We start from the raw sequence: 24677 nt of genomic DNA, 5'->3' as shown, positions 1-24677 counted from the left end.
ATTGTGGTTGTAGAAAATGAAGAGTAGCGAGATACGTGACAGCCTCTGGTCATGGTTACAGCAGTGCCTGCTGAGACGGACACCACAGGATGACCCGGTTTCTTATGCTGCGCTGATCCAGGCGCTGACAGGTTATTTGCTGATTGATCTGATACAGGCCAGCGCAAGCTCCAGCCTGATGATTGCCCTTGGCATGACGCTGGTCGATACATTGCTGATGGTGGTGTTTGCCTGGGTGGTGCTGCGTGTCACCGGGTACACGCAGCGTTTTGTGCAGACACTGACTTCGCTGGCCGGGACCGGGATGATACTCGGGTTACTGGCGCTGCCGCTGGTACAGCTGGCGGCCAGTGCACACCGTAACGATGAACCCATGACAAACCTGGTACTTGGCTGGCTTATGTTGCTGGTCTGGAGTGTCAGTGTTCAGGCGCATATTTTCCGTCATGCACTGACAGTGCGATACGGTAGCGGGCTGTTGCTGGCCGGGTTGCATACCGTGCTGGGGATTGGTTTGATTGAAACCCTGTTTCCGCAGACGCAGGGCTGAGCGAGCAGGGAATCCGATGAAACTACATATACTGGGTATTTGCGGTACATTCATGGGTGGGCTGGCGATTCTCGCCAGGCAGGCCGGTTTCGAGGTGGAAGGCTCGGATGCCAATGTCTATCCGCCCATGAGTGACCAGCTGCGCGAGCAGGGCATTGTGCTGAAGGAGGGCTATTCGCCCGAACACCTTGACCCGCCACCGGACCAGGTGGTGGTGGGTAACGCCATGAGCCGCGGTAACCCGGCGGTGGAAGCCATGCTGGATCGTGGCCTGCGGTATACCTCGGGTCCGCAGTGGCTGGAAGACCACCTGCTGCAGGATCGCTGGGTGCTGGCCGTGGCCGGTACCCACGGCAAAACCAGTACGGCGAGTATGCTGGCCTGGATACTGGAATATGCCGGATTACAGCCGGGTTTCCTGATTGGCGGTGTGCCGGGTAATTTCGGGGTCTCGGCCAGGCTGGGCGAATCCCCTTTCTTTGTGGTCGAGGCCGACGAATACGATACGGCATTCTTCGACAAGCGTTCCAAGTTCGTACACTACCGGCCGCGCACGGTGATACTGAACAACCTCGAATTTGATCATGCGGATATCTTTCCGGACCTTGCAGCAATCCAGCGCCAGTTCCACCACCTGGTCCGTATCGTGCCTGCTAGCGGCTTACTGGTGGTAAACGCCAACGACGCCAATCTTGCCGAAGTACTGGAAATGGGAAGCTGGACTCCGGAAGAAACCGTCTCGGTGGGTGATTTCCCGGCCCGCTGGCAGGCAAACTTGCTGGCGGCGGATGGTAGCCATTTCGGTGTGCTGCTGGACGGCAAGTCGCAGGGTGAGGTCAACTGGTCACAACTGGGTGAACACAATGTGCACAATGCATTGTCCGCCATTGCGGCTGCCCGACATGCCGGTGTACCGGTCGTACAGGCTATCGAGGCACTGGCCGGGTTTGCCGGGGTGAAGCGGCGGCTGGAAGTGCGTGGTGAAGTGGGCGGCATCACGGTCTATGATGACTTTGCCCATCACCCCACGGCCATTGCAACAACACTGCAGGGCTTACGGCAACATGGTAACGGGCGTTTGCTGGCCGTGTTCGAGCCGCGATCCAATACCATGCGTATGGGCATACACCGTGAGTCACTGGCGCAGTCTCTGTCGGGTGCCGATGCTGTGTGGCTGTTTGAACCGGATGACCTTGGCTGGAATATTGACGAGGTGTCGACACATGTTATGGCACCGGTTGAAGTGGCCGGTAGCGTAGACAGGCTGGTGGAATCAGTGGTTGCCGCTGCGCAGCCCGGAGACCGCCTGGTGGTCATGAGCAATGGTGGTTTTGGTGGCATCCACGAGAAACTGCTGGCCGCCCTGGGAGAGGCTTATGTCTGAAGAAAAACCCTACGCCCTGGCACTGACCGGTGCATCCGGTATGCCCTACGCATTGCGCCTGCTCGAAGTCATGCTGAAGGGCGGTCACCGCGTCGACCTGATGTTGTCTGCACCGGGACAGATTGTGATCGGTATGGAAACGGCGTTGAAGCTTCCCGGTCGTTGTGCGGGGATCCGCCGTTACCTGGCGGAACATTACGCCGTTGACGAGGCATTGTTGCGTGTCTTCGGGCGTGAAGAATGGACGGCGCCACTGGCCAGTGGTTCCAGTGCCCCGAAAGCCATGGTGGTGTGTCCGTGCACTACCGGCACACTGGCCTCGATTGCCGCTGGCACCAGCGGCAACCTGATCGAACGCGCCGCTGACGTAGCGATCAAGGAGGGCCGCAAACTGGTGCTGGTGCCACGCGAAATGCCGTTCTCTGCCATACACCTGGAGAACATGCTCAAGCTGGCAAGGCTCGGCGTAGTGATCATGCCGCCCAGTCCCGGTTTCTACCAGGGCGTGACGTGCATCGATGACCTGGTGAACTTTGTGGTGTCGCGTGTCCTCGACCAGATCGGTATCGATAACGACCTGTCGCCGCGCTGGGGGGAGGAAAGCCCGGGTGATGCAGGGTGAAAAATACGGGCGAAATATCGCTGTTTCCGCTCAATACTGTGTTGTTCCCCGGCGGTCTGCTGCCACTGCGTATTTTCGAAGCACGTTACCTGGACATGATCAGTGACTGTATGCGCACACAGAGCGGCTTCGGAATATGCGCTATCCGCTCCGGCGCCGAGGTCGGCAAGGCGGCGCGTTGCCACACGGTCGGGACGCTGGCCGTGGTCACTGATTTTGATCGCGGTGAGGATGACCTGTTGCGGGTAATCGTACAGGGAGAGCGGCGCTTTCGTATTGAGGAATCCCGGGTCGAGCGTAACCAGTTGCAACGCGCCCGCGTCAGCTGGCTGGAAGAGCAGGATGCACCACTACCCGATGAACGAAAACCCCTGGCGGACCTGCTCGGTCGCCTGTTACATCAGGCTGAATCCCCGGTTTCGGAAATGACGCCGGAATTTGACAGCGCGGGCTGGGTCGCCGGTCGTCTGGCGGAGTTATTGCCCTTTGCCCTCAGTGACAAGCAGCGGTTACTGGAAACAGACTCCGCGCTGGAGCGACTGGAAATTCTCTACCATGACTTGCTGGCGGAAGATATTACTCGCTGAGTTGCCCCGGGCTGACCAGCAGCACCGTTCCGTCCCAATCTATATCGGCGATGTCGGCCTTGTCGATATGTCGCTGCACCTTGCGTACCTCAAATTCACCCAGGTCTGCATCGAGTTGTTGCAGTGGTGTATTGAAGTCCGTGTCGGTGCGCAGAAAACGTAACAGCCAGAAACGGTCCTCAAGTCGCAACAGGGAGGCACTGCCTGTCCACAGCGTTGTGTTGTCTTGCGGGTCGTAATATCCGCTTTCCCACAGGCGCAGGGTAAGAATGCGGGCTTTACCGGGCAGCTGTCGGGTCAGCAACAGGCGCTGTGGCTGTCCACGGTGCAGCTGCGGCAAAATCGGCATGTCATCAATAACGACCTCGGTATTAAAGAGATCTACCAGGCGAACAACACCGGTATTACGTGGTGTCTGCCAGCCCTGTGTTTCCAGTGCAGTACGCAGTTGTTCCAGGCTACCCATCCATTGCACGGTCAGCGGATGATGGTGGCGGCCTTCCAGGTCATCGCGGAACGCAGGCAGTGCCTGCCAGCCGTCGGCCAGCCAGTCACTGCGCGATAATGCAATGGCTTCAGGTTGTGACGGCTGGTAGAAGGCCAGATCTTTTTGCAGTGACCGGGCGCTGTGAAAACTGGCGACGGCAAACAGGACCAGTAATGCAACAGGGGCAATGGTGCGTGTCGATATCGCGGGTGCCGGGTGGTGGCGGTAGGCGATACCCATGGTTGCAACCCACACCAGCCCCAGGCTCCAGCCCGCCAGTACATCGGACAACCAGTGCGCGCCCAGGTAGAGGCGCGAGAAGCCGATGGAAACGACAAGAAAAACAGTGATCGAGTAAGGGACCCAGTGCCAGTTGCTGCGCAGTTCACGGGCTATGGCAACCGCCAGAAAACCGAATACGGCGACTGACAGACCGGCGTGCCCGCTCGGGAAAGCGTAGCTCAGAAGTGAAGTGTCGAGCAGGGGTGGACGTTCAACTGCCGTGTGCAGTTTCAGTGCCCAGGTGAGCAGGCTGACGGCTGCCACAGTAATGGCCCAGTGCAATGCCATGCGCCAGTCGCGACGCCATACCAGCCACAGACTCAACAGCAGGGTAAACCCGTACAGTACCTCGGCGTCTCCCAGTTCAGTGACCATCACCATCAGGCGGTCCCCCAGGGGACTGCGTAGAGACTGCAATGCATTGAACAGGTACAGGTCAACGTTGGACAGCAGGCTGCCACTGGTAATGTGGCGCGGTATTACGAACAACGCCCAGCTGGCGACAAGTAACAGGCCGGTGAGCACTGACATGCCGCGTGCTTCCGGGTGTTCCGGGTCGAGCAGCGCAGCTGTCAGGGGTTCGATCATGGGGTGCTGGCGAGACCAGGTCAGGATGCGCGTCTGTACACTTTCGGCATGCGGCTGAAAACTGCGTGCAATGCGCCTCACCAGCCACCACGAGAACCACAGTAATGCGAGCAGGATGATGAGTAACAGTGCCAGCCGGCCGGCAATCTCCGCCGCCACGCCCAGTGAAGCACCAAACAGCATGCCGGGCAGAATATAGGCCGGGGCCCACAGGATGGCTGACAGGATGTTTACTGCAAAGAAGCGCGACGGCGGCATGTCGAGCATACCGGCAACGGCGGGCAGCAGGGGGCGCACCGGACCGACGAAGCGTGCCAGCACAACGCTCTTGCCGCCATGGCGGTGGAAGAAATCCACGCCACGGCTGATCATGGTCGGATATTTCCTGAACGGCCAGATCACCCGTAATTGCTGATGATAGTGTCGGCCGATGAGATAGCTGGCACCGTCTCCGAGCACTGCACCGACAGCAGCCCAGGCCAGGGTCGGGTAAAGCGGCATGCCGCCCGCCACGATGATTGCTCCAATGCCGAACATGACCACCGTGCCGGGGACAAACAGGCCGACCACCAGCAGGGATTCCAGTGCTGAAACCAGCAGCACGATAAAGCCCGCCCAGTTGGGGTGGGCCTGCATCCATTCAAGCAATTGGGTAAACAGGCTTTCCATGTTTTCGGTTTACATGACCTTCGGTTTAAATGACTTGTGCCTGATAGTTTGTTGTTATGTCGTCAGTGGTTGTGCTTCAGGACAGGCTGGCAAAGGCCTGTTCTGCCGCATCCAGTGTGGTTTGAATGGCTTCATCATCGTGTGCCGAGGAGACAAAGCCTGCCTCGAAAGCTGATGGCGCAAGGTATACACCATGTTCCAGCATGGCGTGGTAAAACGCCTTGAAGCGCTCCAGGTTGCAGTCATTCACGCCGGCAAAGTCACACACCTGATCAGCCTCGGTGAAGAACAACCCGAACATGCCGCCGACCTGGTTGCTGGTCAGTGCTATGCCGGCGCTGGAAGCACGGGTTTTTAATCCTCCGACAAGCTGTTTTGCGCGCTGGTCGAGTCCCTCGTGAAAACCGGGCTGTTGTACCAGCGCCAGGGTGGCCAGTCCGGCCGCCATGGCTACCGGGTTACCCGACAGGGTGCCGGCCTGGTACACAGGGCCGGTAGGGGCGATATATTCCATAATGTCGCGGCGTCCGCCAAAGGCGCCGACGGGCAGGCCACCGCCGACGACCTTGCCCAGTGTGGTGAGGTCCGGGGTGACGCCGTAGCGTTGTTGAGCACCTCCGGGAGCCACACGGAAACCGGTCATGACCTCGTCAAAGATCAGTACACTGCCATGCCGGTCGCAGACTTCACGCAGGGTCTGCAGAAAGCCTTCCGCCGGCGGGATGCAGTTCATGTTGCCGGCGACGGGTTCCACGATTATGGCGGCCACCTGGTCACCGATTTCCGAAAAGGCCTTGCTGACCTGCTCTGCGTCGTTGTACGACAGTGTCATCGTGTGCTGTGCCAGGTCGGCTGGTACACCGGGTGAGGTAGGTACACCGAGTGTCAGCGCCCCGGAGCCGGCCTTGACCAGAAGGGAGTCCGAGTGACCGTGGTAACAGCCCTCGAACTTGACGATCTTGTCGCGATTGGTAAAGCCGCGTGCGAGACGGATGGCGCTCATGGTGGCTTCGGTTCCGGAGCTGACCATACGCACCAGTTCCAGAGACGGCACCATGTTGCACAACAGTTCCGCCATGCGGGTTTCGATTTCGGTGGGTGCGCCGAAACCGAGCCCGTTGGCAGCAGTTTCCTGCACGGCGCGAACCACGTCTGGATGACAATGGCCGGCAATCATCGGTCCCCAGGAGCCGACATAATCGACATAGCGCCGGTCGTCTGCGTCATACAACCATGCCCCTTCGCCGCGCGTGAAAAATAGCGGGTCACCACCGACCCCTTTGAATGCGCGTACCGGTGAGTTGACACCCCCGGGTATGACTTTTTGTGCCTGTTTGAAAAGTTGTTCCGACTTGCTCATGCCCTGTTTTCCCCGTGTTGTCCTGCATCACACGGGCTGTGTTCGTGTGATGCGAATAATGCCTGGTAGCGTTGTGCAGCCGCACGTACATCGGTGGCGGCGAATACATCCCGCACCACGGCCAGCAGATCAGCGCCGGCCTCGATCAGGGCGGCGCCGTTGTCCGCGGTGATGCCGCCGATGGCAGCCACTGGTATGTCGAGTTCGCGGCGTGCCTGTGTCAACAAGGCCGGCGTTGCCTGTACGGCGTCCGGTTTTGTCTGCGAGACAAAAAAGCGCCCGAAAGCGACGTAGTCGGCGCCGGCTTCAGCGGCCTGCTGCGCCAGTGGCCACTGGTTGTAGCAGGAAATGCCGATAAGGGCTTTTTTGCCCAGTTGTTCGCGCGCCCTGCCGATGGTCAGGTCATCGCGCCCGAGGTGCACGCCGTGTGCGCCGACCTTCGCGGCCAGCGCTACATCATCATTAATGATCAGTTTTGCATTTTGTGCGTTGCACAGTTCAACGAGTTCACTCGCCTGTTGTTCCCGCCGTGCCGGGTCATTCGATTTGTCCCGGTATTGTACCAGCACAGCGCCACCCTCGATGGCTTGCCGAACGCCTGGCACCAGCCGGGCAGGCGTTTGCAGCCCGGCATCGGTAATGACATAAAGCCCGCGCAGCATAATGCTCCCGTCATTGCGGGCGCAGCGCGGCAATCTCCCGGGCCCTGGCGCCAGCCCAAAGAGGTTGCCGCGCTGCGCCCGCAATGACGGGTTTTGTTATGTGCAGTCGTCGATTCACTCCTGTTCCTCACGTGCCCAGAACAGCCGGTTGGGTAACTTCTGACCCATGCCGATGCGGTAACCTTCGGCCAGTGATTGCCAGGTATATTCCTGGGCTTCGTGAATCGCCGAGAAAGGCTCCATGCCTTGCGCCAGCAATCCTGCAATGCTTGAAGCCAGTGTGCAGCCGGAACCGTGGAACTCGCCTTCCAGCCGGTCCCAGGTAAAAGTCTCGATCAGGCGGCGATTGCTGTACAGCGAATTGACGACGCTCGGGGTGTTTTCGTGGGTACCGGTAAGCAGAACAAACTCGGCGCCCTTGTCGAGTAACGCCATGGCGCAGGCTCCGAGTGAGTCGGCCTCCGGGGCCAGCAGGCGCGCTTCGTTACTATTGGGTGTGAGTACGGTGGTCTGGGGCAGCAGTAACTCGTTGACGGCATCGATGACATCCTCGTCAGCCAGCAGGGTGCCGCCACCGGTCGCCAGTACCGGGTCGGTAACAACGGGGATTTCCGGGTAATCGTCGAGAATGGCGTGTATGGCTTCAACGGCCTCGGTGCTGGTCAACAAGCCCAGCTTGAAGACGCTGACAGGAATATCCTCGAGCACGGCACGCGCCTGTTCTGCGATCAGTGCTCCATCCAGTGGTGTGTAACCGATTACATCCTGGGTGTCCTGGATGGTGAGGGTGGTAATAACCGGCGTGGTGTGACAGCCGTGGCTGATCAGTGCCTCGATGTCGGCCTGTACGCCGGCGCCACCACTCGGGTCGTTGCCGGAAAATACCATGACAACCGGTACAGGACTGTTCTGTGCTGTCATGACGGTAGCACCGGTCGTGCAGGTTGTGAAATTTGTTCCAGACGGCTAACGCGTTGTTGCATTGGATTTTACCTTGCTTCGGACAGGTTATTGTAGCACTGCGGTTGGCTGTTGTGGCGCGGCTTGCAAGGGTATTATGCGGGCCTGAATTTCAGGCAGGAGTCAGTCTATGAGTGAATACAAGCGCTGGATGTGTGTTATTTGCGGATTTATCTACGATGAAGAAAAGGGTTTGCCCGAAGAAGGCATCGCGCCGGGCACGCGCTGGGAGGATATTCCACTGAACTGGGTTTGCCCGGATTGCGGTGCCGGCAAGGAAGATTTTGAAATGGTCGAGGTTTGACGGGAAAATTCGCCAATCCCGTCTACACTTGTTTTAAGGCGCGCGTTTGTCGCTGTTGTCAAGTGTTGAGAGGTAGGGGCAATGATAGACCCCGAACGTGTTCAGTTTATGGAATTAATTGATACGGCACGCCATTACTGCCGAATCATTGAATCAAGTGCTGATCATACCGACTGGCTAAGGCCTATGGTAAAGGTACTGCCGAAGCTGCACGCCGGTGTTGTTGTATTGCATGACCCGGGTGGAAGCTCTTTTCCGCCGCAGCTGGCTGATTTCGATGACCGTTTCGACCTGTTCAGCCAGCTACGGGCAAAGCTCGGTGAGCTCGATATGTACTGGCTGGAATATGATGAACCCGGTGAACTGGCGTCTGATGTCGATCACCGCTCGGGCAGTCTCGCCGATGATCTGACCGATATCTATTTCGAGCTCAAACGGGGACTCAACATGCTTGATGCAGCCGGTATGGATGAGGTCGCACACCTGTGGGAAATCGGTTTCAGGCAGCACTGGGGGCAACACCTAGTGGATGCGGAGCGTCATTTGTATACCCTGAGGGCCAATAACCGGCTTGCCTGAGGTATCTTTAGTTCTGGCCCCGTCATTGCGAGCGCAGCGTGGCAATCTCGCCACTTCATGGTGCCGGATCTGAAAAGATTGCCACGCTGCGCTCGCAATGACGGTATTTCGGATTCTGCGATACCTGCGGGAATTTTCCTGCTGTTCTCTCGTCTAATGGCCAAATTTGTGCTGTAAACGGTACAATATGACACTGCCTGGCGCCCCGGGCCCGGCCCGTAGCGACCGTAGCCCGGTAACCAACGGACGATGTTTCACAATTCCAAGAGTAAACTATGAATATTTATTTTAATAAACAACGCGTTGGGGGCTTTACCCTGATAGAGGTCATGGTCGTCGTGGTCATACTCGGCATTCTTGCCGGCGTGCTGGTGCCAAAGCTCATGAGTCGGCCTGAAGAAGCGCGTATCACAGCGGCCAAGTCCAATATCCGCGCCATCGAAGGTGCGTTGAATATGTACAAGCTGCAGAATTACGACTACCCGACTACCGAGCAGGGCCTGGAGGCGCTGGTTACCAAACCGGATACCCCGCCGGAGCCGGCCAATTGGGGCGATGGATACATGGATCGCATACCGCTTGATCCCTGGCAGCAGCCTTACCAGTATCTTTCACCGGGTGTTCACGGTTCGTTTGATGTGTATTCAATGGGACCGGATCGCAAGCCGAGTGACGATGACATCGGGAACTGGAATCTGAACTGACGTTACCGTGATCGTACTCCCTCGTCACGCTGTCCATCAGCCTGCCTCCGGCAGGCTGTTTGCGTTTGGCCGGCTGCAGCGATCGCGCGGTTTTACCTTGCTGGAAGTCATGGTAGTGGTGGTGATCATCGGCATTATGCTGACCGTAGCGACCCTGTCACTGCGCGGTGATTCACACGCCGAACTCATGCAACGGGAAGCTACCCGCCTGATGGCATTGCTTGACCTGGCCAGTCAGGAGGCGGTAATGCGCAGCGAGCAGCTTGCAGTCCGCTTCTCCGATGAAGGGTATGAGTTCATGCTGTTACAAAACGGTCACTGGGTAGTATTGGACGATGACCGGTCGTTACGCCCGCGCAAGTTGCCCGATGACATTGAGTTACGCCTCGAACTGGAAGACAACCCGCCGCCATCGCTGGGCAGTGAGGAATCCGATCTGCCACAGGTATACCTGTTGTCGAGTGGGGAGATGACACCTTTTGTGGTGACCCTGTACTCACCGGGTACCGAACGGCGTTTTGTTCTCAAGGGTAGTCTGACCGGTCACCTGGAGCTTGAACAATGAACCGCATGCACGGGTTCACGCTGCTGGAAATTCTGGTTGCGCTGTTGGTGGTCAGCCTGTCGATGGGGGCAGTCGTCCAGACGGTAGGCAGCTATACGCGAAACCAGGCAAACCTGCGCGATCGCGTGTTTGCGCAATGGGTAGCGCGTAACCAGCTGGCTTCGGTACAGATTGCCGGCGACTGGCCATCGGTTGGCCAGAAAAAAGGAGATACCGATTTCCCGGAAGATGCCGGCGGTAGCAAAAGCCGGGAATGGCGCTGGGTAATGCAGGTGACCCAATCCCCTGAAGAAGATATGCGCCGTCTCGATATCGATGTGTTTCGTGCCGACGCCGATGACGATGCCGAGCCGATCGCCCGTCTGAGCGGGTTTGTGGAGAAACGCTGATGCGCGGTATGCGTGGTTTTACCCTGCTGGAACTGCTGGTGGCATTGTCCATCTTTGCCGCTATCGGTGTGATGGCGTATAGCGGTCTGGCCAATGTCATGCGGCAGCAGTCCCAGACAGAAGCCTATGCGGATCGTATGCAGGATCTGCAACTCGCCTACCGTGTGCTCAAACGTGACTTCGAACAGATTATTGACCGCAGTATTCGCAACGAATTTGGTGATGTAATGCCGGCGCTGGTCACGGGCGGCGACTATGCCGGTGTGGAATTCACACATGCCGGCTACCCGAACCCGGCAGGTTATCTGCGCAGTAATCTGCAGCGCGTGGCTTATCTGGTAGATGACGATCGCCTGGTGCGGCGCAGCTGGCGTGTGCTGGATCGTTCACAGGACAGTCAGCCGGACGAGCAACAGCTGGCAGAAGGTGTGCGCGCTTTTTCCGTGCGCTACCTGGATCTGCAGGACAACTGGCAGGAGCGTTGGCCACCGGCCAGTCAGGCCGCTCCCCCGGCTGGGGCCAGCGCATCGACCCAGTGGCCCCGTGCGGTGGAAGTGCAGCTTACCCTGGATGATCTGGGCGTCTTGAAATGGCTGTTTCGCCTGCCTGACACTTACCAGCCCGCGCCACCTGGGGCCGCGGCTCCGGGTGGCGGTCAGCCGCAACAAGGCAAAGCGCCGGGAAACACGTGAAAGCCGGTAACCGACAATCCGGTGTGGCGCTGCTGACCGCCCTGCTGGTTGTGGCGCTGGCAACAGTGGCCGCTGTCGCCATGACCACCCGTCAGCAGCTCGATGTACGTCGTACCGGTAACCTGCTGCACAGTGAACAGGCATGGGCCTACGTGCTGGGTGCGGAGAGCTGGGCACGCGTGGTGCTGGCTCGCGATGGCAAGGACAACAAGGTGGATAACCTGTCCGAAGACTGGGCGAGCCAGGTGCCAGCCTCATTTGTGGAAGGGGGCTCGGTGATCGGCCGGGTGGTCGATGTGCAGGGGCGCTTCAATGTAAACAGCCTGGTTGTCAACGGTGAGGCGGATAATGCTGCAATAGAACGATACAAACGTTTGTTACGGACGCTGGAACTGGATGAATCACTGGCTGATTCGCTGGTCGACTGGCTGGACTCCGATATCAACTCACGTTTTCCGGGCGGTGCTGAAGATGGAGTATACCAGCTGCTGCAGCCTGCCTACCGTGCCGCCAACCGGCTGATGGCGGATATCAGTGAGTTACGCCTGGTCAAGGGCTACGATAAAAAAGTCATGGACAAGCTGCTGGGCGCATCGTCCGGGGCTCCGCTTGTCACCGCGCTGCCGGAGCCCACGTTGATTAACGTTAACACCGCAAGTGCCGAGGTATTAACCACGCTGGCGGATGGTTTGTCACTATCCAGCGGGGAGGCCATTATCGAAGCGCGAGGTGAAACCGGTTTCGAAAAAGTTGAGGATCTGCTGCAACTTTCTGTACTGGCGGGGCCTCAGCAACCTGACCCTCAGTCGCTGGCGGTGCAGAGTCAGTGGTTTTTACTGCTCGGCGAGGCCAATGTTGGCCAGGGCCGGGTAAAACTGGCCAGCCTGATACAACGCACCACGCAGGGCACACGCGTCATACGTCGGCAACGAGAATTTTTCGACCCGGTACAGGCGCCGGTCGTGCAGACGGATGAACCCTGAGACGATCATGATACGATGTATGCCGGAAAACAGGATAAAGGACGAATGGCGGATACCTTACTGATTCGACTGGCAGTGGCCGGTGCGGGTTTTCGAGACTGGTTGCTGATCGATGAAGCAGGCGGTGCGCGTACCCCCGTGCGTGAAGGTGAGCCTGAAGCCGGCGTGGTAGCGGGCGCATTGCGTATTGTGGTTATTGTGCCGGGTACGGAAGTATTGCTCAGCGAGGCGCGGGTGCCCGGACGGAATCGTCAGCGGGTACTGCGCGCAATTCCCTATGCCCTGGAAGAACAACTGTCCAGCGATGTTGAGTCGCTGCATTTCGCCCCTGGTCCGGTACAGGATGACGACACTTACCCGGTCGCCGTGGTGGATCGTGCGCGGATGGATGCCTGGGCTGAACTGCTGGCCGAACATCATATTGTTGCCAACCAGTGTCTGCCGGAGATGCTTGCGCTGCCGTTGACTGAAGACGGCTGGAGTTTGATGGTCCAGGGCAGCGAGGTGCTGGCGCGCAGCGGGCCCTATGCCGGCTTTGCCTCAGACAGGGAAACATTCCCGGCGCTGGTGGCGTTGTTTGTTTCACGCAACGAGGCCCCCGCGCATGCCCGTCTGTTTGGTGATGGCAACCTCGATATTGACGGCATGTATCTTGATGCCGTTGACCCGGAGTTGCAGTCACTGGAAGTTCTGGGGCGTGGATATGTTCAGGGTCCGACACTCGACCTGCTGCAGGGGGATTACAGCCGCAGAGAGGAGTGGGGTCGCATCCTCCGGCCCTGGAAGGCAACCGCTGCATTGCTGCTTGCAGGCTTGCTTCTGGCCGGTGTCTCGACCGGGATAAATTATTATCGATTGTCGAAACAGCAGGCACAGCTGGCCAGCGAAATCGAAACGGTGTACCTGGAAACTTTTCCGAAAGCGCGACGCATCGTCAATCCGCGCGCGCAGATGGAACAAAAGCTCAAGGAACTGCAACGCCAGGCCGGTGGTGGCGGGCAAACCGCTTTTCTTGCGCTGCTTGCTGATGTGGGGCGTATCCTGCGCAGTAAAAAAGGTGTGCAGATACAGGGTGTGACCTATCGGGATGGCAGGCTGGACCTGCAGTTACTTGCCGACAATGTGCAGGTGCTCGATCAGTTGAAACAGGCGCTGGTTGGCGAAGGCAAACTGCGCGCGGAGATCCAGTCAGCCACCACGCAGAAGGACGGCAAGGTCAACAGCCGCGTCCGTGTCGAAGGAGGCCGCGCATGAAGGACTGGTTCATGGGGCTGGACATGCGCGAGCGCAAGCTGGTGGCGGGCGGTGCAGCGATCCTGCTGTTATTGATGTTTTACCTGTTGGTGTGGGAACCCGCTGCGGTTGCCTACAAAGACCTGAAAAAAAATGTTGCCGCACAGCAGGAAACACTCGACTGGATGAAACAGGCGAGCCGCAAGGTGAAAGCCCTGCAGGGTAGTGCACGAGGCGGTGCGCGCAGCCTGGGAGGCAGTTCTTTGCTGGCAGTTGTCGACAAGTCGGCCCGCTCAGCCGGGCTGGGGCCGGCTATCAAGCGCGTTGAGCCGGACGGTAGCAAGGGTGTCAAGATCTGGTTGGAAGGCGCCGCATTTGACCCGATGGTGTTGTGGCTGGGCAAGCTGAGCAGGACCTACCGCATCGATGCCACGGTCGTTACTATCGAGCCGCAGGGTGACGGGCGCGTCAATGCACGGTTGACCCTGGCGGGGCCGCCGGCCTGATGACAATGTGGCGAACGGTTGCACTGGGCCTGGTTGCATGGCTGGTTTTTCTGATCGCGACCCTTCCCGCGGATCGTGCGCTTGCGCTTGCGCCGCAGATGCCGGGTGTCACTATTGGTCACGTACAGGGCACCTTGTGGCACGGCAAAGCCGGTAGCCTTATTATAAAAGGCATACAGCTGGATAATCTGCGCTGGGGTTTCAGGCCCTTGTCGCTGTTTACCGGCCGGTTCGAATTTGATCTGAAGGCAGGGCTGGGCAGTAAGCCGGTGCATGCGATTGCGGGCACCCTGTTTTCAGGTGCCCGCTACCTGGGCGATGTTCAGCTCAGCATGCCGGCATCCGATGTATTGTATCGCCTTGGTATAAAACAGGTGGGTGTCAGTGGTGACCTGGTGATGGATCTTGATGATGTACGTTTCACGCCAGGCGGTATCCCGATGTTCAGTGGCGTAACGCGCTGGGCGCCGGCCGAGGTCGAGGCGCCGCTGGTGTTGTCACTGGGTACGGCCACGCTGACGACACAGCACGACGGTAGTATCACGCAGGGTGACCTGGTGGCGACTGGTGGTGTGTTGCAGGTAAAAGCTGATGTTGCGCTTGAAGCTACGGGTGCCTATCGACTGAATGCCGTCATTACACAAAACGGAACAGTGCCCCAGGCGGTGACAAAATTTCTTGCTACCTTTGCAGAATATGAAAACGGGAGTTACCGGCTGGAATGGTCGGATAACCTGTTGTAGTTGCCTGTCGTCATGAGTTTGATTTTAACCACGCCGGAGCAGCACGACTTCCAGGACCCGACGCTGGAGCTTGATGCCGGGCGCCTGTATGAACGACTGTCCGCCATGCCGGCGATGAATGCCGGTGAATCGGTGCGCCAGCTGCTACTGACGCTGGAACCGCTTAATGAGCAGCGTCTCGATGCCGGTCTGCGTCTTGAACTGCTCGACGTATATCGACCTTTCGTGCAGCGATTGTTTGATGGCGCTGAGCCGATTCGCTTGCGTCAGCAACCACTCGGCAGCCAGCAGCGCAAGAACACAGTAGACGATATCGAGCGGCTGTGCCTGGCGATGGCGAATGGTTACAAGCTGGTCATCAAGGCGATGCATTCGGCTGGTCAGCATGAAGCTGACCGGGTTGCCTTTGGCCGTGTGGTACGTGCAGCCGTGCGCCAGTTGGCGGCCGCGCTGTTGCACAGTTATCGCTACTATCGCCCCGAGCCGCCATTTGTGTTCCTTGAGTTGAACCAGCTCTATCGTCTGGCCCGGCATCATGGTATTCATGACTGGCTTGATGAAAATGAAACCGGCAGTACGGTCAGCCTGGCAGCAACCTATCAGGCGGTCTGTCTGCTGTCGCTACTGGACCCCTTTGCCGCCGAAGAGGGGCAGGCGGACCTCTATTACCGCACGCTTCTGCAGTATGCCGGCAAGGTCCGCATTGTGCCCGGCAACAGCTGGCAGGGTGTGCCGGAAGGCTTGTTTTTTATTGACTTGATGAGTGACAGCAGACCACGGCACTGTGTGTTCCTGACATCTCCGGTGGAGGCTGAAGACCCCTACCTTATCGATGCCCGCGTTGTTTTGCAGTCGATGCATAAGATGTTGCTGGCACTTTCAGCGGAGCGGCGGCGCCAGCGCAGTGAGGCGGCGATTTTGCGACACCTGTTGCCGGAAGTGACGCCACGCGACAAACGTCGTAGCCGGCGTCTGCCAGGCGGGAGCTGGATTCATGTGGTGGTCGGCCTGGAAGCCATTCACGACTGGTTACTCAGTAACATGAATGATGAGGCGCCGGAGCCACAGCGCTGGGTCATCCGGGATCGTAGTGAGCAGGGTTATCGACTGGGCTGGAGCCAGAGCTCGGCGAGCGCCCTGCAGGTCGGTGACCTGGTCTGTGTGGTTGCCGATGGTGAGAAACCGGATATGGCTTTACGGCTGCTGGCAGTGCGCTGGGTGCGTGATGAACGTGAAAAGGGCACCGAGCTGGGTGTTGAGGCCTACGATGGTGTGCCGGCACCGGTCGAACTTGAACTGGAAGATGATGAAGGTGAAACGATACGCCGCAGTGCCCTGTTTCTACCATCCTCCGGTGAGCAGGGATCGAGCGCACGTCTGGTTGCACCTGCGGGGCTGTGTGCGCCTGGGCGAGAGGTGCTGATCCACGTGGGAGATCGTGAGGTGAAGGTGGTCTGTGCGGCGCATGTCGAGCAGTCACCGGGATTTGATTGTTTTGAGTTTACAGCAGCAGGTTGAATGATGAGTGCAAAGCGAAAGAAAAGCATGCGTGGGAAAAGTCGCAAGATTCCGGTTGAAGTCGAGATGACGCCAGAGACCAAGTGTGGTTTCTGCACCAACACCAAATGCTGTACCTATATCAGCCAGGAAATCGATGCCCCGCGTTCCAAGGAGGATTTCGATTTTCTGCTCTGGCAGATATCGCATCGCGACATCCGTGTTTATAAGGACGAAGGAAGCTGGTACCTGCTGGTCGATAATGCCTGTACGCATATTCTGCCGGATGGTCGTTGCGGCATCTACGACGACCGCCCGCAGATCTGCCGGGACTACTCCAATGATTACTGTGAATTCGATGCCCCGGCAGAAGAAGGTTTCGAACTGTATTTCGACGGCTACAAATCATTGCTGAAATATTGCAAAAAACGCTTTAAACGCTGGGGTCAACGCCCCTACTAGCCTGCCCCGTCAGGGCAGCCCATCCAGCAACTCATCGAAACTTCCTATCGCAATAAAATCCTCAGTCTGTTTCGGTGGCGCGGTGGTGTCCGGCAGGCGCACCGCCCGAAGGTGGCGAATGCCATAATCACGCGCGGCATGCAGAACCGGAAGGCTGTCATCGACGAATAAAGTCCGCTCCCGGTGGAAAGGGTCTTCCTCGGCAAGACGTGGCCAGAAGCGCACGTCTTCTTTCGGTATGCGGAAGGTATGCGCACAGATAAAATGATCGAAGTGTTCCGCCAGCCCGGTGCTGGACATTTTCAGCTCCACGACTTTGTGGTGTGCGTTGGTCAGCAGGGCAACCCGCTTGTCCATTACGCGTAATGCCTGCAGAAATTCGATAACCTGCGGGTGTACCTGGATCAGGTGCTCCAGTTCACGTTTCAGGGCATTGATATCCAGGCCCAGTTCCCGGCTCCAGTAATCAATGCAGTACCAGTCGATGGTGCCTTCCACGGCGCGAAAACGCGGAAACAGTTGCTGTTTGGCCTCGTCCACGCTCAGACCGTGTTTTTCGGCGTAGCGCAGGGGGACGTGCTCCAGCCAGAAGTGGTTGTCAAAATGCAGGTCCAGCAGGGTGCCGTCCATGTCCAGGAACACAGTGTCGATATCTTGCCAGGGCAACGGGTGGGTCATGGTGCTTAATCGGGCCGCGTGGATGGCGTATGATACGGCCTTCCTACCCATGCGTGAAGCAGCGAGATATGTCGATGAATGTGTGTGATTACCTGAATGACGTGCGCCAGTTGGCGAAACAGGCCGGAGAGAAAATTCTCGAGGTGTACGGCACCGAGTTTACCGTGCAAGACAAGGACGACAAGTCGCCGCTGACTGCCGCGGATATGGCATCGCACAATACCATTGTCGCGGGCCTGAAGGCGTTGACCCCGGATATTCCTGTGCTGTCGGAAGAAGATGCAAAGATCCCCTACGAGAAGCGATCCTCCTGGAAGACCTACTGGCTGATCGATCCTCTCGACGGCACCAGGGAGTTCGTCAAGCGCAATGGCGAGTTCACGGTCAATATCGCACTCATTCACGAAGGTGAGCCGGTGCTGGGCGTGGTGTACGTACCGGTTACAGGAGTCACCTACGCAGCCTGCGAGGGTCGAGGGGCCATCAAGGAGTCGCCTGAAGACGGTGAGCGGGAAATCCACGTGCGCAAGCTGTCTGGAGGCCCTGTAGCCGTGGTCGGCAGCCGCTCTCACCAGGGCGACTCGCTGAAGGCGTTTCTTGAAAAGCTGGGTGAGCACGAAATTGTCAGCATGGGCAGTTCGCTGAAAATTTGCCTGGTGGCGGAAGGGGCTGCCGATGTGTATCCCCGACTGGGTCTGACTTCGGAATGGGACACTGCGGCAGCACACTGCGTGGTGGTGCAGGCGGGTGGCAAGCTGACAGATCTCGATATGCAGCCGCTGCGTTACAACACCAAGGATTCCCTGTTGAACCCGTTCTTCTTCGTATTCGGGGATGACTCGCGCGACTGGTCGTCGTATCTCGCGGACTAGCCCCGTCATGCCAACCCCCGTCATTGCGAGCGGAGCGCGGCAATCTCTTTGGCCTGGTGCAAAACCGAAAGAGATTGCCGCGCTCCGCTCGCAATGACGGGGGAGTCAAGAAGCGCGTGTTGAGTAAGTCCGGGTCAGGTGGGCCAGCAACAGTGCCGCCAGCAGCGCACCCGTGCTGTCCGCCACCCAGTCCAGCACTTCCGGGCTTCGGCCGGGTATAAAAGACTGGTGGAATTCATCACTGATGCCGTAAACACTGGCGACGAAGGCGACGAATAGCGCCTGGTTGCCGGTATACCCCGAAAAATCCGGACGCATGGCGCCCAGCAACAGGATGCCAAGCAGTCCGTATGCGCCGGCATGAAACAGTTTGTCCTGGCCGCTAAACAGGGAAGGGGCGTCAAGGCTGGGCTGGTGGGACAGCCAGAACAGCACGCCCATCCAGAGCACAGCCAGTACCAGTGACAGGCGATGAATGTTCATGCTTTTCAGGCGACAGATTGTGGTGCGTGTGGCACCAGGGAAAACAGTTTCTCGCTGAGTTTGCGGCCGTATTCTTCACGGTTCGGTTGCGAGAGGCTGGCCTCGGTTGCCAGGCTGTCGTTAAACAGCACCGGTTGTTTCCAGCTTTCCAGCAAGCTGTAGAGTTCGTCGTTGATCTGGTCGGGTTGCTGATCAAGCTCCACCAGCAAGGCATCCAGCTCCATACCTTCCAGGCTCTTCAGGCTCTGTGCTGTCAACGGAATTTCGGCGACAGCCGTGATGCTATATTCCGACAGCAGGCGTGACAGGTAAATTCTGAGCAACTCGGACTCCGCCGCGATAGCGATACGCAACTGTCCGTTCTTACGGGGTTGCGGGTTCGATGCCCCGACCGGTTGCAGTGTTTTAACGGCGGCCGGCACGGCGCTGACCTGGCGCTCGGGTGTAACCGTGGACTTGTTTTGTGCGAACAGGCCGCCCTGTTGCTTGTCTCTCGCCACGTCGCTGACCAGTCTGGCATCGATGTGTTCGCGTTGTTCGGCATAGCCATAGACCAGCGTGGTATCACACAGCAGATTGATCAGGCGCGGTACGCCGCCGGTGGCTTCATAAACCTGGTGGCAGGCTTTTTCCGTGAACAGGTCAATGCTGCCACCCGCTTTCTCGCAACGATGGCGGATGTAATCAATCGTTTCCTGCTCATCCAGTGGTTCCAGGTGATAGTCGACCCCGATACGTTGCGCGAATTGAACCAGGTCGGGGCGTCTCAGCGTGTCGCGCAGTTCGCGCTGGCCAACCAGAATGATCTGCAGCACCTGATCCTTGTCAGCGTTGACGTTGGACAGCATGCGCAGTTCTTCCAGCGTTTCCGCGGACATATTCTGGGCTTCATCGACGATCAGTACGGTACGCCGGCCGCGGGCGTACTCCTTGATGATGAAGTCCATGAAGTCCTGGTACAGCTCCACCTTGTTTTTATCGTGGTGGGGCAGGTCATAGGCGAGCGCGATCCACTGCATCAGGTCGCCGAAGGTCTGGTGGGTGTTGGAAATCAGCCCTACACGGATACTGTCATCGATCTGGTTGAGCAGTTGTCGAATGAGCGTGGTTTTGCCGGTGCCGATGTCGCCGCTGATCACCGTGAAGCCGGCCTGGTTCATCAGACCGTACTCCAGCAGGGTAAGCGCCATACGGTGCTTGTTACTCAGGTACAGGAAGCCGGAGTCAGGTAGCAGGGAAAAGGGTTTTTCCCTGAAGTTGTAAAAACTCTCGTACATCGTGGGCGTTCCGCCTAGCCGGCATTGCCGGCCTTGTTGAGTACCGTTCCGAGTACGTTGGTGCTCGACAGCAGTTCGAGCGCATTCTCGACTTCCTGCCGCGAAGTCTTGCCTTCCTCGATAACCAGTAGTGCAGCATCGACATAAGGGGCAAACGCCAGTGCGTCAGCTGCACTCAATACCGGTGGCAGGTCGAATACAATAATGCGCCCGGCGTAGCGATTCTTCAACTCATCGACCAGGTGTGTCATCTTGGGCGAATTAAGCATTTCTGCTGAATTAAGCATGGCAGCACCCGCCGGCAGGAACGTCAGGTGCTCAATATCCTTTGGATGAACAAGCAGTTCACTGAGCGGCGAGTCTTTTGTCAGGTAATCGTTCAGGCCGGGGCCGTCCGGCAGGCCCAGGTGCTGGTGCAGGCTGGGGTGGCGCAGATTCGCGTCAACCAGCAACACCGTATGGTCGATTTCCATGGCTATGCTGGCCGCAAGATTAAGGGCGGTCAGTGACTTGCCCTCGCCGGAACCCGGGCTGGTAACGGCCAGCACATTCCAGTCGTTTTCATCCAGACGCTGCAACACCTGGGTGCGCAGCATTTTGTAGGCATCCGTGAAATCGCAGGGATCAAAGCCGGTGATGACACGGTTCTTGCGCAGCGTGGTTTTGGAGACATCGACATTACGGGTCTGGGAATAGGTAATGTCTTCCGCCGGTACATGTGCAGGAGCATCCCGGGTCGGGATACTCGCCGGCTGACCCTGGCGTTCGGCGCGTGCGCGTTCAAGAGCTTGTTTGATACGTTCCATTATATAATTACCTTGATGATCGCATCAGGTGTTGATGACGACGTCAGCCTTTCTCAGCGCCTTGTACCAGAATACATCGAGCGGCATCCAGAAATTGTGTAACAGCGTGATGGCGATGATGATGGCACCAATCAGCGCGGCGGCCCGCCGGTAAGATTTCCCCTTGCGGCGGGATTTCTCGCGGTCGCTTTCGAGATAGGGAATGACAGCCAGTGGCGGGGCGCCGGCTGCGGAAGCAACGCCCTTGCTACCCCGGACTGAACTATCGAGACTTTCTGCGACCGCGGCATAGCCGATACCGCTGCCCAGTGCCAGTACGAAGCTGAGGAACAGGATGGCCGGACGATTGGGACTGATCGGTTCTTCCGGCAGGATCGGCGGTTCGACAATTTCGAAGCGCTCGCCCTTGCTGTCTTTCTCCAGCTCCTGTGCGATTTCGGCGGAGGTGAGTTTCAGGCGGATGTCCTGGTAGCGTGCTACGGCGTTTTGCAGGTCGCGCTGCAAGGTTGAGTATTTACGCTCGACCTGGGGAGTCTCGGTCAGGCGCTGTTCATAGTCGTCGAGTTTCTTCCTTAAGTCTTCTTTCTTGGCGCGCAGAGAGCGAATCTGGTTCTCGGCGGCTTCAATCTGGGTCTGTATCTGTATATAGGCCGGGTTATCCGGGTTGTCGGCTGCTGCTGTAGCCAGATTGGCAGGTGCCGGGCTGCTCTCTACCGATTGCTCCAGGGCCTTGATCTGGCGTTCCAGCTTGACCACGTCCGGGTGCTCCGGGGAATATTTTTTGCGGAGTGTGCCGAGTTCGCCGTGCAGCACTTCGATCTGCTTCAATTGCTCAGCCGAGCTGTCGACCAGCCCGGTTTCCTTCTCCAGGCCTTCAATTTCCCGCTTTGTACGGATGACATCCGGGTGATCGGTGGAGTAGCGCGCGAGCAGGCGCAGGTATTCGGTGCGCAGGGCTTGCAGGCGGGTTTTGGGGTCGAGCACGGCATCGGCGCCAAACGGCTTCAATTGAGCAAGCTGGCTTTGCAGGTATATTTTGGTTTGCTCCTGGGCGCGAATCTGATTATCGATATCGGACCTTTCACTTTCGGTCCGGTTCAATATGCTCAGATTGAGTTCCTGAAGCTCTGGCAGTGCGTTCGCGTGTTGTTCCTTGAATGTGGCGAGCTTTTCCTGAAGATCTGCAATTTCCTTGTTCAGGCGATTGGACTCCTGATCGAGAAATTCGTACGTTTCACTGGCCTTTTCCGAGCGTTCCTTGAGATTTTCCTTAAGGTAAAGGCTCATGAGTTCGTTGGCCACTTTCTGAACCTGGACCGGATTTTCGCCGGAAAAACTCAACTGGAAGGCGATAGTGGCTGCTGTCGGTCGGCCGGTACGAGGATCCACAACATTTGCATCAATGAGATCCAGGCTGATGTTGTCACGCATCTCTTTGATGATTTGTTCAGTCGTCAGACGCTTGCGTTCATCTTGATATAAATTATATTTATCAATGAGTTCAAGAAGGTTCGGGCGTGCCATAACTTTCTGGCTGATGGCCTGGATGCGTTGAGAGGCGAAACTAGTCACCGTTGAACGCACCATTTCCGGGGGTATGTCCTGCTCCTTGATGAGAATGGTCGCAGAAGATTTATAGGTTGCAGGCCACAGCCATGCAGCCAGTGCTCCCATCAGGAAAACCGACAGGGTAATAACCAGTATGCTGGTACGACGCCTTTTAAATGCGCCTAAATAATCTGAAAAATCAAGTGCTTGTTCTTCCATTGTTTTCCCTTTCGCGCCAGGGGAACTGCGACAACGCACACATGACCCTCCCCCAAACACAGGCCACTAGCGGGAAACAGCGATTTTAGGCCAGCGGTAGGCCAGCGTCAAATACGCGGCGTTCTGCGTCGCGTCATCCTTGATGTCATCAAAAGTCTGCTTTCTGTAGCGGTAACTGCCGGATAAACTCCAGAATTTTTTCATTGCCCAAGTGAATGTGGGTTCAATCTCGTAGTAATTGCGGTTCAGGCTGTTACCGACATTATTGCTGGATTGGCTGTTGAAAAACGCCAGGTTCAGGTTGGCTGACAGTATTTCACTGAATCTATAGAGGCTGGTGGCGCGCACGCGGGTCGTTTCGATGGGCTGTCCGTTAATATCGTTGCTGATATCGCGGGAGGCGGAGAGGCCGATGTTGCCAAGCAGAAAAGCTTTGTCGATGCTGGCGCTGTAGGTCGAACCCCAGTCGCTGTTGGATATGTCCTGAGTCAGCGGTACAAAGCCGATGATGGTGTTGCCGGAAAAAATGGGTATCTGGCTGGTTTGTGAAAAATCGACTTCAGTTCGTCTAACGCCGATGAACAGTGATGCCGATAGGGTTTCACTATATCGATACGAGACACCGCCTTGCAGGTTAGCATTGACTGATTCAATGTCGTTGTCGTTGCTGGACTTGCTTCCCGATAACGTCAGGGAGGCGGTCGTCTTTTCATTGAGCACACGGTTTAGTGCCAGTTGGCCACTATTCAGATTGTAGTTTACAAAGGCGGTGTTGCTACTGTTGTTGTATTCGACATCCGTATAACCATAGCTGGCGCTTAGCCGGGTGCGCTCATTGAATGAGTAGCTCCAGTTCGGACTGACGGTAATGCGTCGCCGGGGTATTCGATCGAAGGCCAGGCCGGTTGCTTCGAGCTGACTGTCAAGCGTAGTGTCCTTGATAAAGCCAAGATCCAGACCCAGGCGAGAGCGCTCCATATTATGGAATGTATTCAGGTCAAGACGTGTATTGTTGTCGTCAAGATCGCTGTCTTCTTCATATCGGCGAAAATCAAAGCCTACTTTGCCGCTTGCGCCAGACGTGGGTGTCGTGACGCTGAAGACTGCGTCCGGACTGAAGGTGGCCTCTGCAGTAGATATTTCGTTGTTGGTGCTCAGGCGTAGGTTGTCGTTATAGCCGGTACGAAGGCGCAGGGTGGGGTCAATTTTCCATTCAGCACCAAAGACTGTTCCCGCGTTGCTAATTATAATCAAACCAGCTGTTATATTGCGAAACGTCGCTCGCATTGCAAATGCCTTTATTAATATAATTTTGATTATTACGTCGCGAGAGCCTGACAAGCTTTTAGGGCACAACTACGACATCGCCGGCGTGTAAAATAATATTCTGATCCAGGTTCTTGCCTTTTTCCACTTCTCCGTACTCAAATGGGATGGCCATAAGCGAGCCGTTTTTCCTTCGGAGGATTTTGATTTTGTTGAGTGCTGCATACGTAGATGTTCCACCTGCCATGCTCAATGCCTGCATTACATCGACATTGCGCACCATCGGGAATTCGCCCGGCCGGTTAACCTTGCCTATGATATAAACCTTGTTGCCAAGTAGTTGCGTTACTGAAACAGTCACGACGGGGTCTGGAATAAATTTTTGAAGTCGAGCCATAATCTCGTTACGTAACGATTCAACACTGCCCCCTGCTGCATCAACCTCTCCTGCCAGTGGGAAGGTTATTTTCCCATCAGGTCTGACAATGACGTCCGAAATCAGGTTTTCTTCCCGCCAAACCGAAATGCGTAGGACATCGCCCGGCTGAATCTGATAAGAAGTTGCTCCATCAGTGTGTTCAGCGGCGGTTGCGTTGGCGCCCATGCATAAAAGGAATGGTACTAACAGGTGCCGGACAAATTGCCGCAAGAACCCATACCTGTTTGATAACCTTTCAGAATTTGATTTCATGGTCTCATCTATAATTGTGCGTTAACTAG

At 57.2% G+C, this 24677-nt stretch carries 28 protein-coding genes; 17 read left to right on the top strand and 11 right to left on the bottom strand.

Annotated features, from left to right (window positions below):
• The first annotated feature begins 16 nt into the window (after positions 1-16).
• Genes DFR30_RS13405 through DFR30_RS13390 form a run of 4 tightly spaced genes read left to right on the top strand, consistent with a single transcriptional unit; the run spans position 17 to position 3143 of the window.
• Positions 17-550: a hypothetical protein gene (locus DFR30_RS13405; RefSeq protein WP_132974071.1), complete on the top strand. Its 534-nt coding sequence runs from the start codon at positions 17-19 to the stop codon at positions 548-550.
• A gap of 16 nt (positions 551-566) precedes the next feature.
• Positions 567-1934, top strand: coding sequence for a UDP-N-acetylmuramate:L-alanyl-gamma-D-glutamyl-meso-diaminopimelate ligase (gene mpl, locus DFR30_RS13400; RefSeq protein WP_132974069.1), 1368 nt, complete (start codon positions 567-569; stop codon positions 1932-1934).
• Positions 1927-2556, top strand: a complete 630-nt coding sequence (locus DFR30_RS13395; protein WP_132974067.1) for a flavin prenyltransferase UbiX — start codon at positions 1927-1929, stop codon at positions 2554-2556. Before mpl ends, DFR30_RS13395 begins: the two co-directional genes overlap by 8 nt.
• Entirely contained in the window at positions 2553-3143 is a 591-nt protein-coding gene (locus tag DFR30_RS13390; RefSeq protein ID WP_132974065.1) for an LON peptidase substrate-binding domain-containing protein, read from the top strand. The genes DFR30_RS13395 and DFR30_RS13390 overlap by 4 nt, the downstream gene beginning before the upstream one ends.
• Here the strand turns inward: DFR30_RS13390 and DFR30_RS13385 are convergent.
• From DFR30_RS13385 to thiD, 4 genes are all read right to left on the bottom strand, one after another.
• Positions 3133-5169, bottom strand: coding sequence for a bifunctional DedA family/phosphatase PAP2 family protein (locus tag DFR30_RS13385; protein ID WP_132974063.1), 2037 nt, complete (start codon positions 5167-5169; stop codon positions 3133-3135). The genes DFR30_RS13390 and DFR30_RS13385 overlap by 11 nt on opposite strands.
• 76 nt (positions 5170-5245) lie before the next feature.
• Entirely contained in the window at positions 5246-6529 is a 1284-nt protein-coding gene (gene hemL / locus DFR30_RS13380; protein WP_132974061.1) for a glutamate-1-semialdehyde 2,1-aminomutase, read from the bottom strand.
• Positions 6526-7191, bottom strand: a complete 666-nt coding sequence (thiE, locus tag DFR30_RS13375) for a thiamine phosphate synthase (RefSeq protein ID WP_132974059.1) — start codon at positions 7189-7191, stop codon at positions 6526-6528. Before thiE ends, hemL begins: the two co-directional genes overlap by 4 nt.
• A gap of 114 nt (positions 7192-7305) precedes the next feature.
• Entirely contained in the window at positions 7306-8112 is an 807-nt protein-coding gene (gene thiD, locus DFR30_RS13370) for a bifunctional hydroxymethylpyrimidine kinase/phosphomethylpyrimidine kinase (RefSeq protein WP_132974057.1), read from the bottom strand.
• A gap of 169 nt (positions 8113-8281) precedes the next feature.
• Between thiD and DFR30_RS13365 the strand changes: the two genes are divergently transcribed.
• The 12 genes from DFR30_RS13365 to DFR30_RS13310 all read left to right on the top strand — a co-directional run bounded on the left by DFR30_RS13365 (position 8282) and on the right by DFR30_RS13310 (position 16808).
• On the top strand, positions 8282-8455 hold the full coding sequence (locus tag DFR30_RS13365) for a rubredoxin (protein WP_132974056.1): 174 nt from the start codon (positions 8282-8284) through the stop codon (positions 8453-8455).
• Between the two features lie 81 nt (positions 8456-8536).
• Positions 8537-9034 carry a DUF5063 domain-containing protein gene (locus tag DFR30_RS13360; RefSeq protein ID WP_132974054.1) on the top strand — a complete coding sequence of 166 codons (498 nt, stop codon included), beginning with the start codon at positions 8537-8539 and terminating at the stop codon, positions 9032-9034.
• Positions 9035-9309: 275 nt separating this feature from the next.
• Positions 9310-9738 carry a type II secretion system major pseudopilin GspG gene (gene gspG, locus DFR30_RS13355; RefSeq protein WP_132974052.1) on the top strand — a complete coding sequence of 143 codons (429 nt, stop codon included), beginning with the start codon at positions 9310-9312 and terminating at the stop codon, positions 9736-9738.
• 7 nt (positions 9739-9745) lie between these two features.
• The gene (gene gspH / locus DFR30_RS13350) at positions 9746-10303 is read left to right on the top strand and encodes a type II secretion system minor pseudopilin GspH (protein ID WP_132974050.1); all 558 of its coding nucleotides are present in this window, start codon (positions 9746-9748) and stop codon (positions 10301-10303) included.
• A complete protein-coding gene (gene gspI / locus DFR30_RS13345) occupies positions 10300-10692 on the top strand; it encodes a type II secretion system minor pseudopilin GspI (protein ID WP_132974048.1) in 393 nt (130 codons plus the stop codon). Before gspH ends, gspI begins: the two co-directional genes overlap by 4 nt.
• Positions 10692-11384 (top strand): type II secretion system minor pseudopilin GspJ, encoded by a 693-nt coding sequence (gene gspJ / locus DFR30_RS13340; protein ID WP_132974046.1) that lies wholly within the window; start codon positions 10692-10694, stop codon positions 11382-11384. The genes gspI and gspJ overlap by 1 nt, the downstream gene beginning before the upstream one ends.
• On the top strand, positions 11381-12367 hold the full coding sequence (gene gspK / locus DFR30_RS13335) for a type II secretion system minor pseudopilin GspK (protein ID WP_132974044.1): 987 nt from the start codon (positions 11381-11383) through the stop codon (positions 12365-12367). Before gspJ ends, gspK begins: the two co-directional genes overlap by 4 nt.
• A 45-nt stretch (positions 12368-12412) precedes the next feature.
• Positions 12413-13621, top strand: a complete 1209-nt coding sequence (gspL, locus tag DFR30_RS13330) for a type II secretion system protein GspL (RefSeq protein ID WP_165869215.1) — start codon at positions 12413-12415, stop codon at positions 13619-13621.
• The gene (gene gspM / locus DFR30_RS13325; RefSeq protein ID WP_132974040.1) at positions 13618-14106 is read left to right on the top strand and encodes a type II secretion system protein GspM; all 489 of its coding nucleotides are present in this window, start codon (positions 13618-13620) and stop codon (positions 14104-14106) included. Before gspL ends, gspM begins: the two co-directional genes overlap by 4 nt.
• Positions 14106-14849 (top strand): type II secretion system protein N, encoded by a 744-nt coding sequence (locus DFR30_RS13320; RefSeq protein ID WP_132974038.1) that lies wholly within the window; start codon positions 14106-14108, stop codon positions 14847-14849. The genes gspM and DFR30_RS13320 overlap by 1 nt, the downstream gene beginning before the upstream one ends.
• A gap of 12 nt (positions 14850-14861) precedes the next feature.
• Positions 14862-16367, top strand: coding sequence for a hypothetical protein (locus DFR30_RS13315; protein WP_132974036.1), 1506 nt, complete (start codon positions 14862-14864; stop codon positions 16365-16367).
• A gap of 3 nt (positions 16368-16370) precedes the next feature.
• Positions 16371-16808, top strand: a complete 438-nt coding sequence (locus DFR30_RS13310) for a YkgJ family cysteine cluster protein (protein WP_243640741.1) — start codon at positions 16371-16373, stop codon at positions 16806-16808.
• Between the two features lie 9 nt (positions 16809-16817).
• On the opposite strand, the gene yrfG is transcribed toward DFR30_RS13310, so the two are convergent.
• Positions 16818-17486, bottom strand: coding sequence for a GMP/IMP nucleotidase (gene yrfG, locus DFR30_RS13305; protein WP_132974034.1), 669 nt, complete (start codon positions 17484-17486; stop codon positions 16818-16820).
• Between the two features lie 68 nt (positions 17487-17554).
• Between yrfG and cysQ the strand changes: the two genes are divergently transcribed.
• Positions 17555-18358, top strand: a complete 804-nt coding sequence (gene cysQ, locus DFR30_RS13300; protein WP_132974032.1) for a 3'(2'),5'-bisphosphate nucleotidase CysQ — start codon at positions 17555-17557, stop codon at positions 18356-18358.
• 105 nt (positions 18359-18463) lie between these two features.
• Here the strand turns inward: cysQ and DFR30_RS13295 are convergent, their stop codons facing one another.
• The 6 genes from DFR30_RS13295 to DFR30_RS13270 all read right to left on the bottom strand — a co-directional run bounded on the left by DFR30_RS13295 (position 18464) and on the right by DFR30_RS13270 (position 24606).
• Positions 18464-18841, bottom strand: coding sequence for a VanZ family protein (locus DFR30_RS13295; RefSeq protein ID WP_132974030.1), 378 nt, complete (start codon positions 18839-18841; stop codon positions 18464-18466).
• A gap of 5 nt (positions 18842-18846) precedes the next feature.
• Entirely contained in the window at positions 18847-20118 is a 1272-nt protein-coding gene (locus tag DFR30_RS13290; protein ID WP_132974028.1) for an ExeA family protein, read from the bottom strand.
• 14 nt (positions 20119-20132) lie between these two features.
• Positions 20133-20924: a CpsD/CapB family tyrosine-protein kinase gene (locus DFR30_RS13285; protein ID WP_132974026.1), complete on the bottom strand. Its 792-nt coding sequence runs from the start codon at positions 20922-20924 to the stop codon at positions 20133-20135.
• Between the two features lie 24 nt (positions 20925-20948).
• Positions 20949-22691 (bottom strand): GumC family protein, encoded by a 1743-nt coding sequence (locus DFR30_RS13280; RefSeq protein ID WP_132974024.1) that lies wholly within the window; start codon positions 22689-22691, stop codon positions 20949-20951.
• A gap of 66 nt (positions 22692-22757) precedes the next feature.
• Entirely contained in the window at positions 22758-23978 is a 1221-nt protein-coding gene (locus DFR30_RS13275; protein WP_132974022.1) for a porin family protein, read from the bottom strand.
• Between the two features lie 58 nt (positions 23979-24036).
• A complete protein-coding gene (locus DFR30_RS13270; protein WP_243640740.1) occupies positions 24037-24606 on the bottom strand; it encodes a polysaccharide biosynthesis/export family protein in 570 nt (189 codons plus the stop codon).
• Positions 24607-24677 lie beyond the last annotated feature (71 nt).

This window comes from Thiogranum longum (genome assembly GCF_004339085.1).
Lineage (GTDB): Bacteria > Pseudomonadota > Gammaproteobacteria > DSM-19610 > DSM-19610 > Thiogranum > Thiogranum longum.
Note: the sequence above shows the minus strand (reverse complement) of the source record. Positions and strands in the feature narration are given on the sequence as shown.

Excerpts from the sequence above, each read along its gene's own strand:
- DFR30_RS13285 (WP_132974026.1), bottom strand. The coding sequence starts at position 20,924 with ATGGAACGTATCAAACAAGCTCTTGAACGCGCACGCGCCGAACGCCAG.
- cysQ (WP_132974032.1), top strand. The coding sequence starts at position 17,555 with ATGTCGATGAATGTGTGTGATTACCTGAATGACGTGCGCCAGTTGGCG.
- thiD (WP_132974057.1), bottom strand. The coding sequence starts at position 8,112 with ATGACAGCACAGAACAGTCCTGTACCGGTTGTCATGGTATTTTCCGGC.
- DFR30_RS13310 (WP_243640741.1), top strand. The coding sequence starts at position 16,371 with ATGAGTGCAAAGCGAAAGAAAAGCATGCGTGGGAAAAGTCGCAAGATT.
- DFR30_RS13295 (WP_132974030.1), bottom strand. The coding sequence starts at position 18,841 with ATGAACATTCATCGCCTGTCACTGGTACTGGCTGTGCTCTGGATGGGC.
- DFR30_RS13315 (WP_132974036.1), top strand. The coding sequence starts at position 14,862 with ATGAGTTTGATTTTAACCACGCCGGAGCAGCACGACTTCCAGGACCCG.
- gspM (WP_132974040.1), top strand. The coding sequence starts at position 13,618 with ATGAAGGACTGGTTCATGGGGCTGGACATGCGCGAGCGCAAGCTGGTG.
- hemL (WP_132974061.1), bottom strand. The coding sequence starts at position 6,529 with ATGAGCAAGTCGGAACAACTTTTCAAACAGGCACAAAAAGTCATACCC.
- DFR30_RS13405 (WP_132974071.1), top strand. The coding sequence starts at position 17 with ATGAAGAGTAGCGAGATACGTGACAGCCTCTGGTCATGGTTACAGCAG.
- DFR30_RS13365 (WP_132974056.1), top strand. The coding sequence starts at position 8,282 with ATGAGTGAATACAAGCGCTGGATGTGTGTTATTTGCGGATTTATCTAC.
- mpl (WP_132974069.1), top strand. The coding sequence starts at position 567 with ATGAAACTACATATACTGGGTATTTGCGGTACATTCATGGGTGGGCTG.
- DFR30_RS13275 (WP_132974022.1), bottom strand. The coding sequence starts at position 23,978 with ATGCGAGCGACGTTTCGCAATATAACAGCTGGTTTGATTATAATTAGC.
- DFR30_RS13395 (WP_132974067.1), top strand. The coding sequence starts at position 1,927 with ATGTCTGAAGAAAAACCCTACGCCCTGGCACTGACCGGTGCATCCGGT.
- thiE (WP_132974059.1), bottom strand. The coding sequence starts at position 7,191 with ATGCTGCGCGGGCTTTATGTCATTACCGATGCCGGGCTGCAAACGCCT.
- gspI (WP_132974048.1), top strand. The coding sequence starts at position 10,300 with ATGAACCGCATGCACGGGTTCACGCTGCTGGAAATTCTGGTTGCGCTG.
- gspL (WP_165869215.1), top strand. The coding sequence starts at position 12,413 with ATGGCGGATACCTTACTGATTCGACTGGCAGTGGCCGGTGCGGGTTTT.
- DFR30_RS13280 (WP_132974024.1), bottom strand. The coding sequence starts at position 22,691 with ATGGAAGAACAAGCACTTGATTTTTCAGATTATTTAGGCGCATTTAAA.
- gspJ (WP_132974046.1), top strand. The coding sequence starts at position 10,692 with ATGCGCGGTATGCGTGGTTTTACCCTGCTGGAACTGCTGGTGGCATTG.
- gspG (WP_132974052.1), top strand. The coding sequence starts at position 9,310 with ATGAATATTTATTTTAATAAACAACGCGTTGGGGGCTTTACCCTGATA.
- yrfG (WP_132974034.1), bottom strand. The coding sequence starts at position 17,486 with ATGACCCACCCGTTGCCCTGGCAAGATATCGACACTGTGTTCCTGGAC.
- DFR30_RS13385 (WP_132974063.1), bottom strand. The coding sequence starts at position 5,169 with ATGGAAAGCCTGTTTACCCAATTGCTTGAATGGATGCAGGCCCACCCC.
- DFR30_RS13290 (WP_132974028.1), bottom strand. The coding sequence starts at position 20,118 with ATGTACGAGAGTTTTTACAACTTCAGGGAAAAACCCTTTTCCCTGCTA.
- DFR30_RS13320 (WP_132974038.1), top strand. The coding sequence starts at position 14,106 with ATGACAATGTGGCGAACGGTTGCACTGGGCCTGGTTGCATGGCTGGTT.
- DFR30_RS13360 (WP_132974054.1), top strand. The coding sequence starts at position 8,537 with ATGATAGACCCCGAACGTGTTCAGTTTATGGAATTAATTGATACGGCA.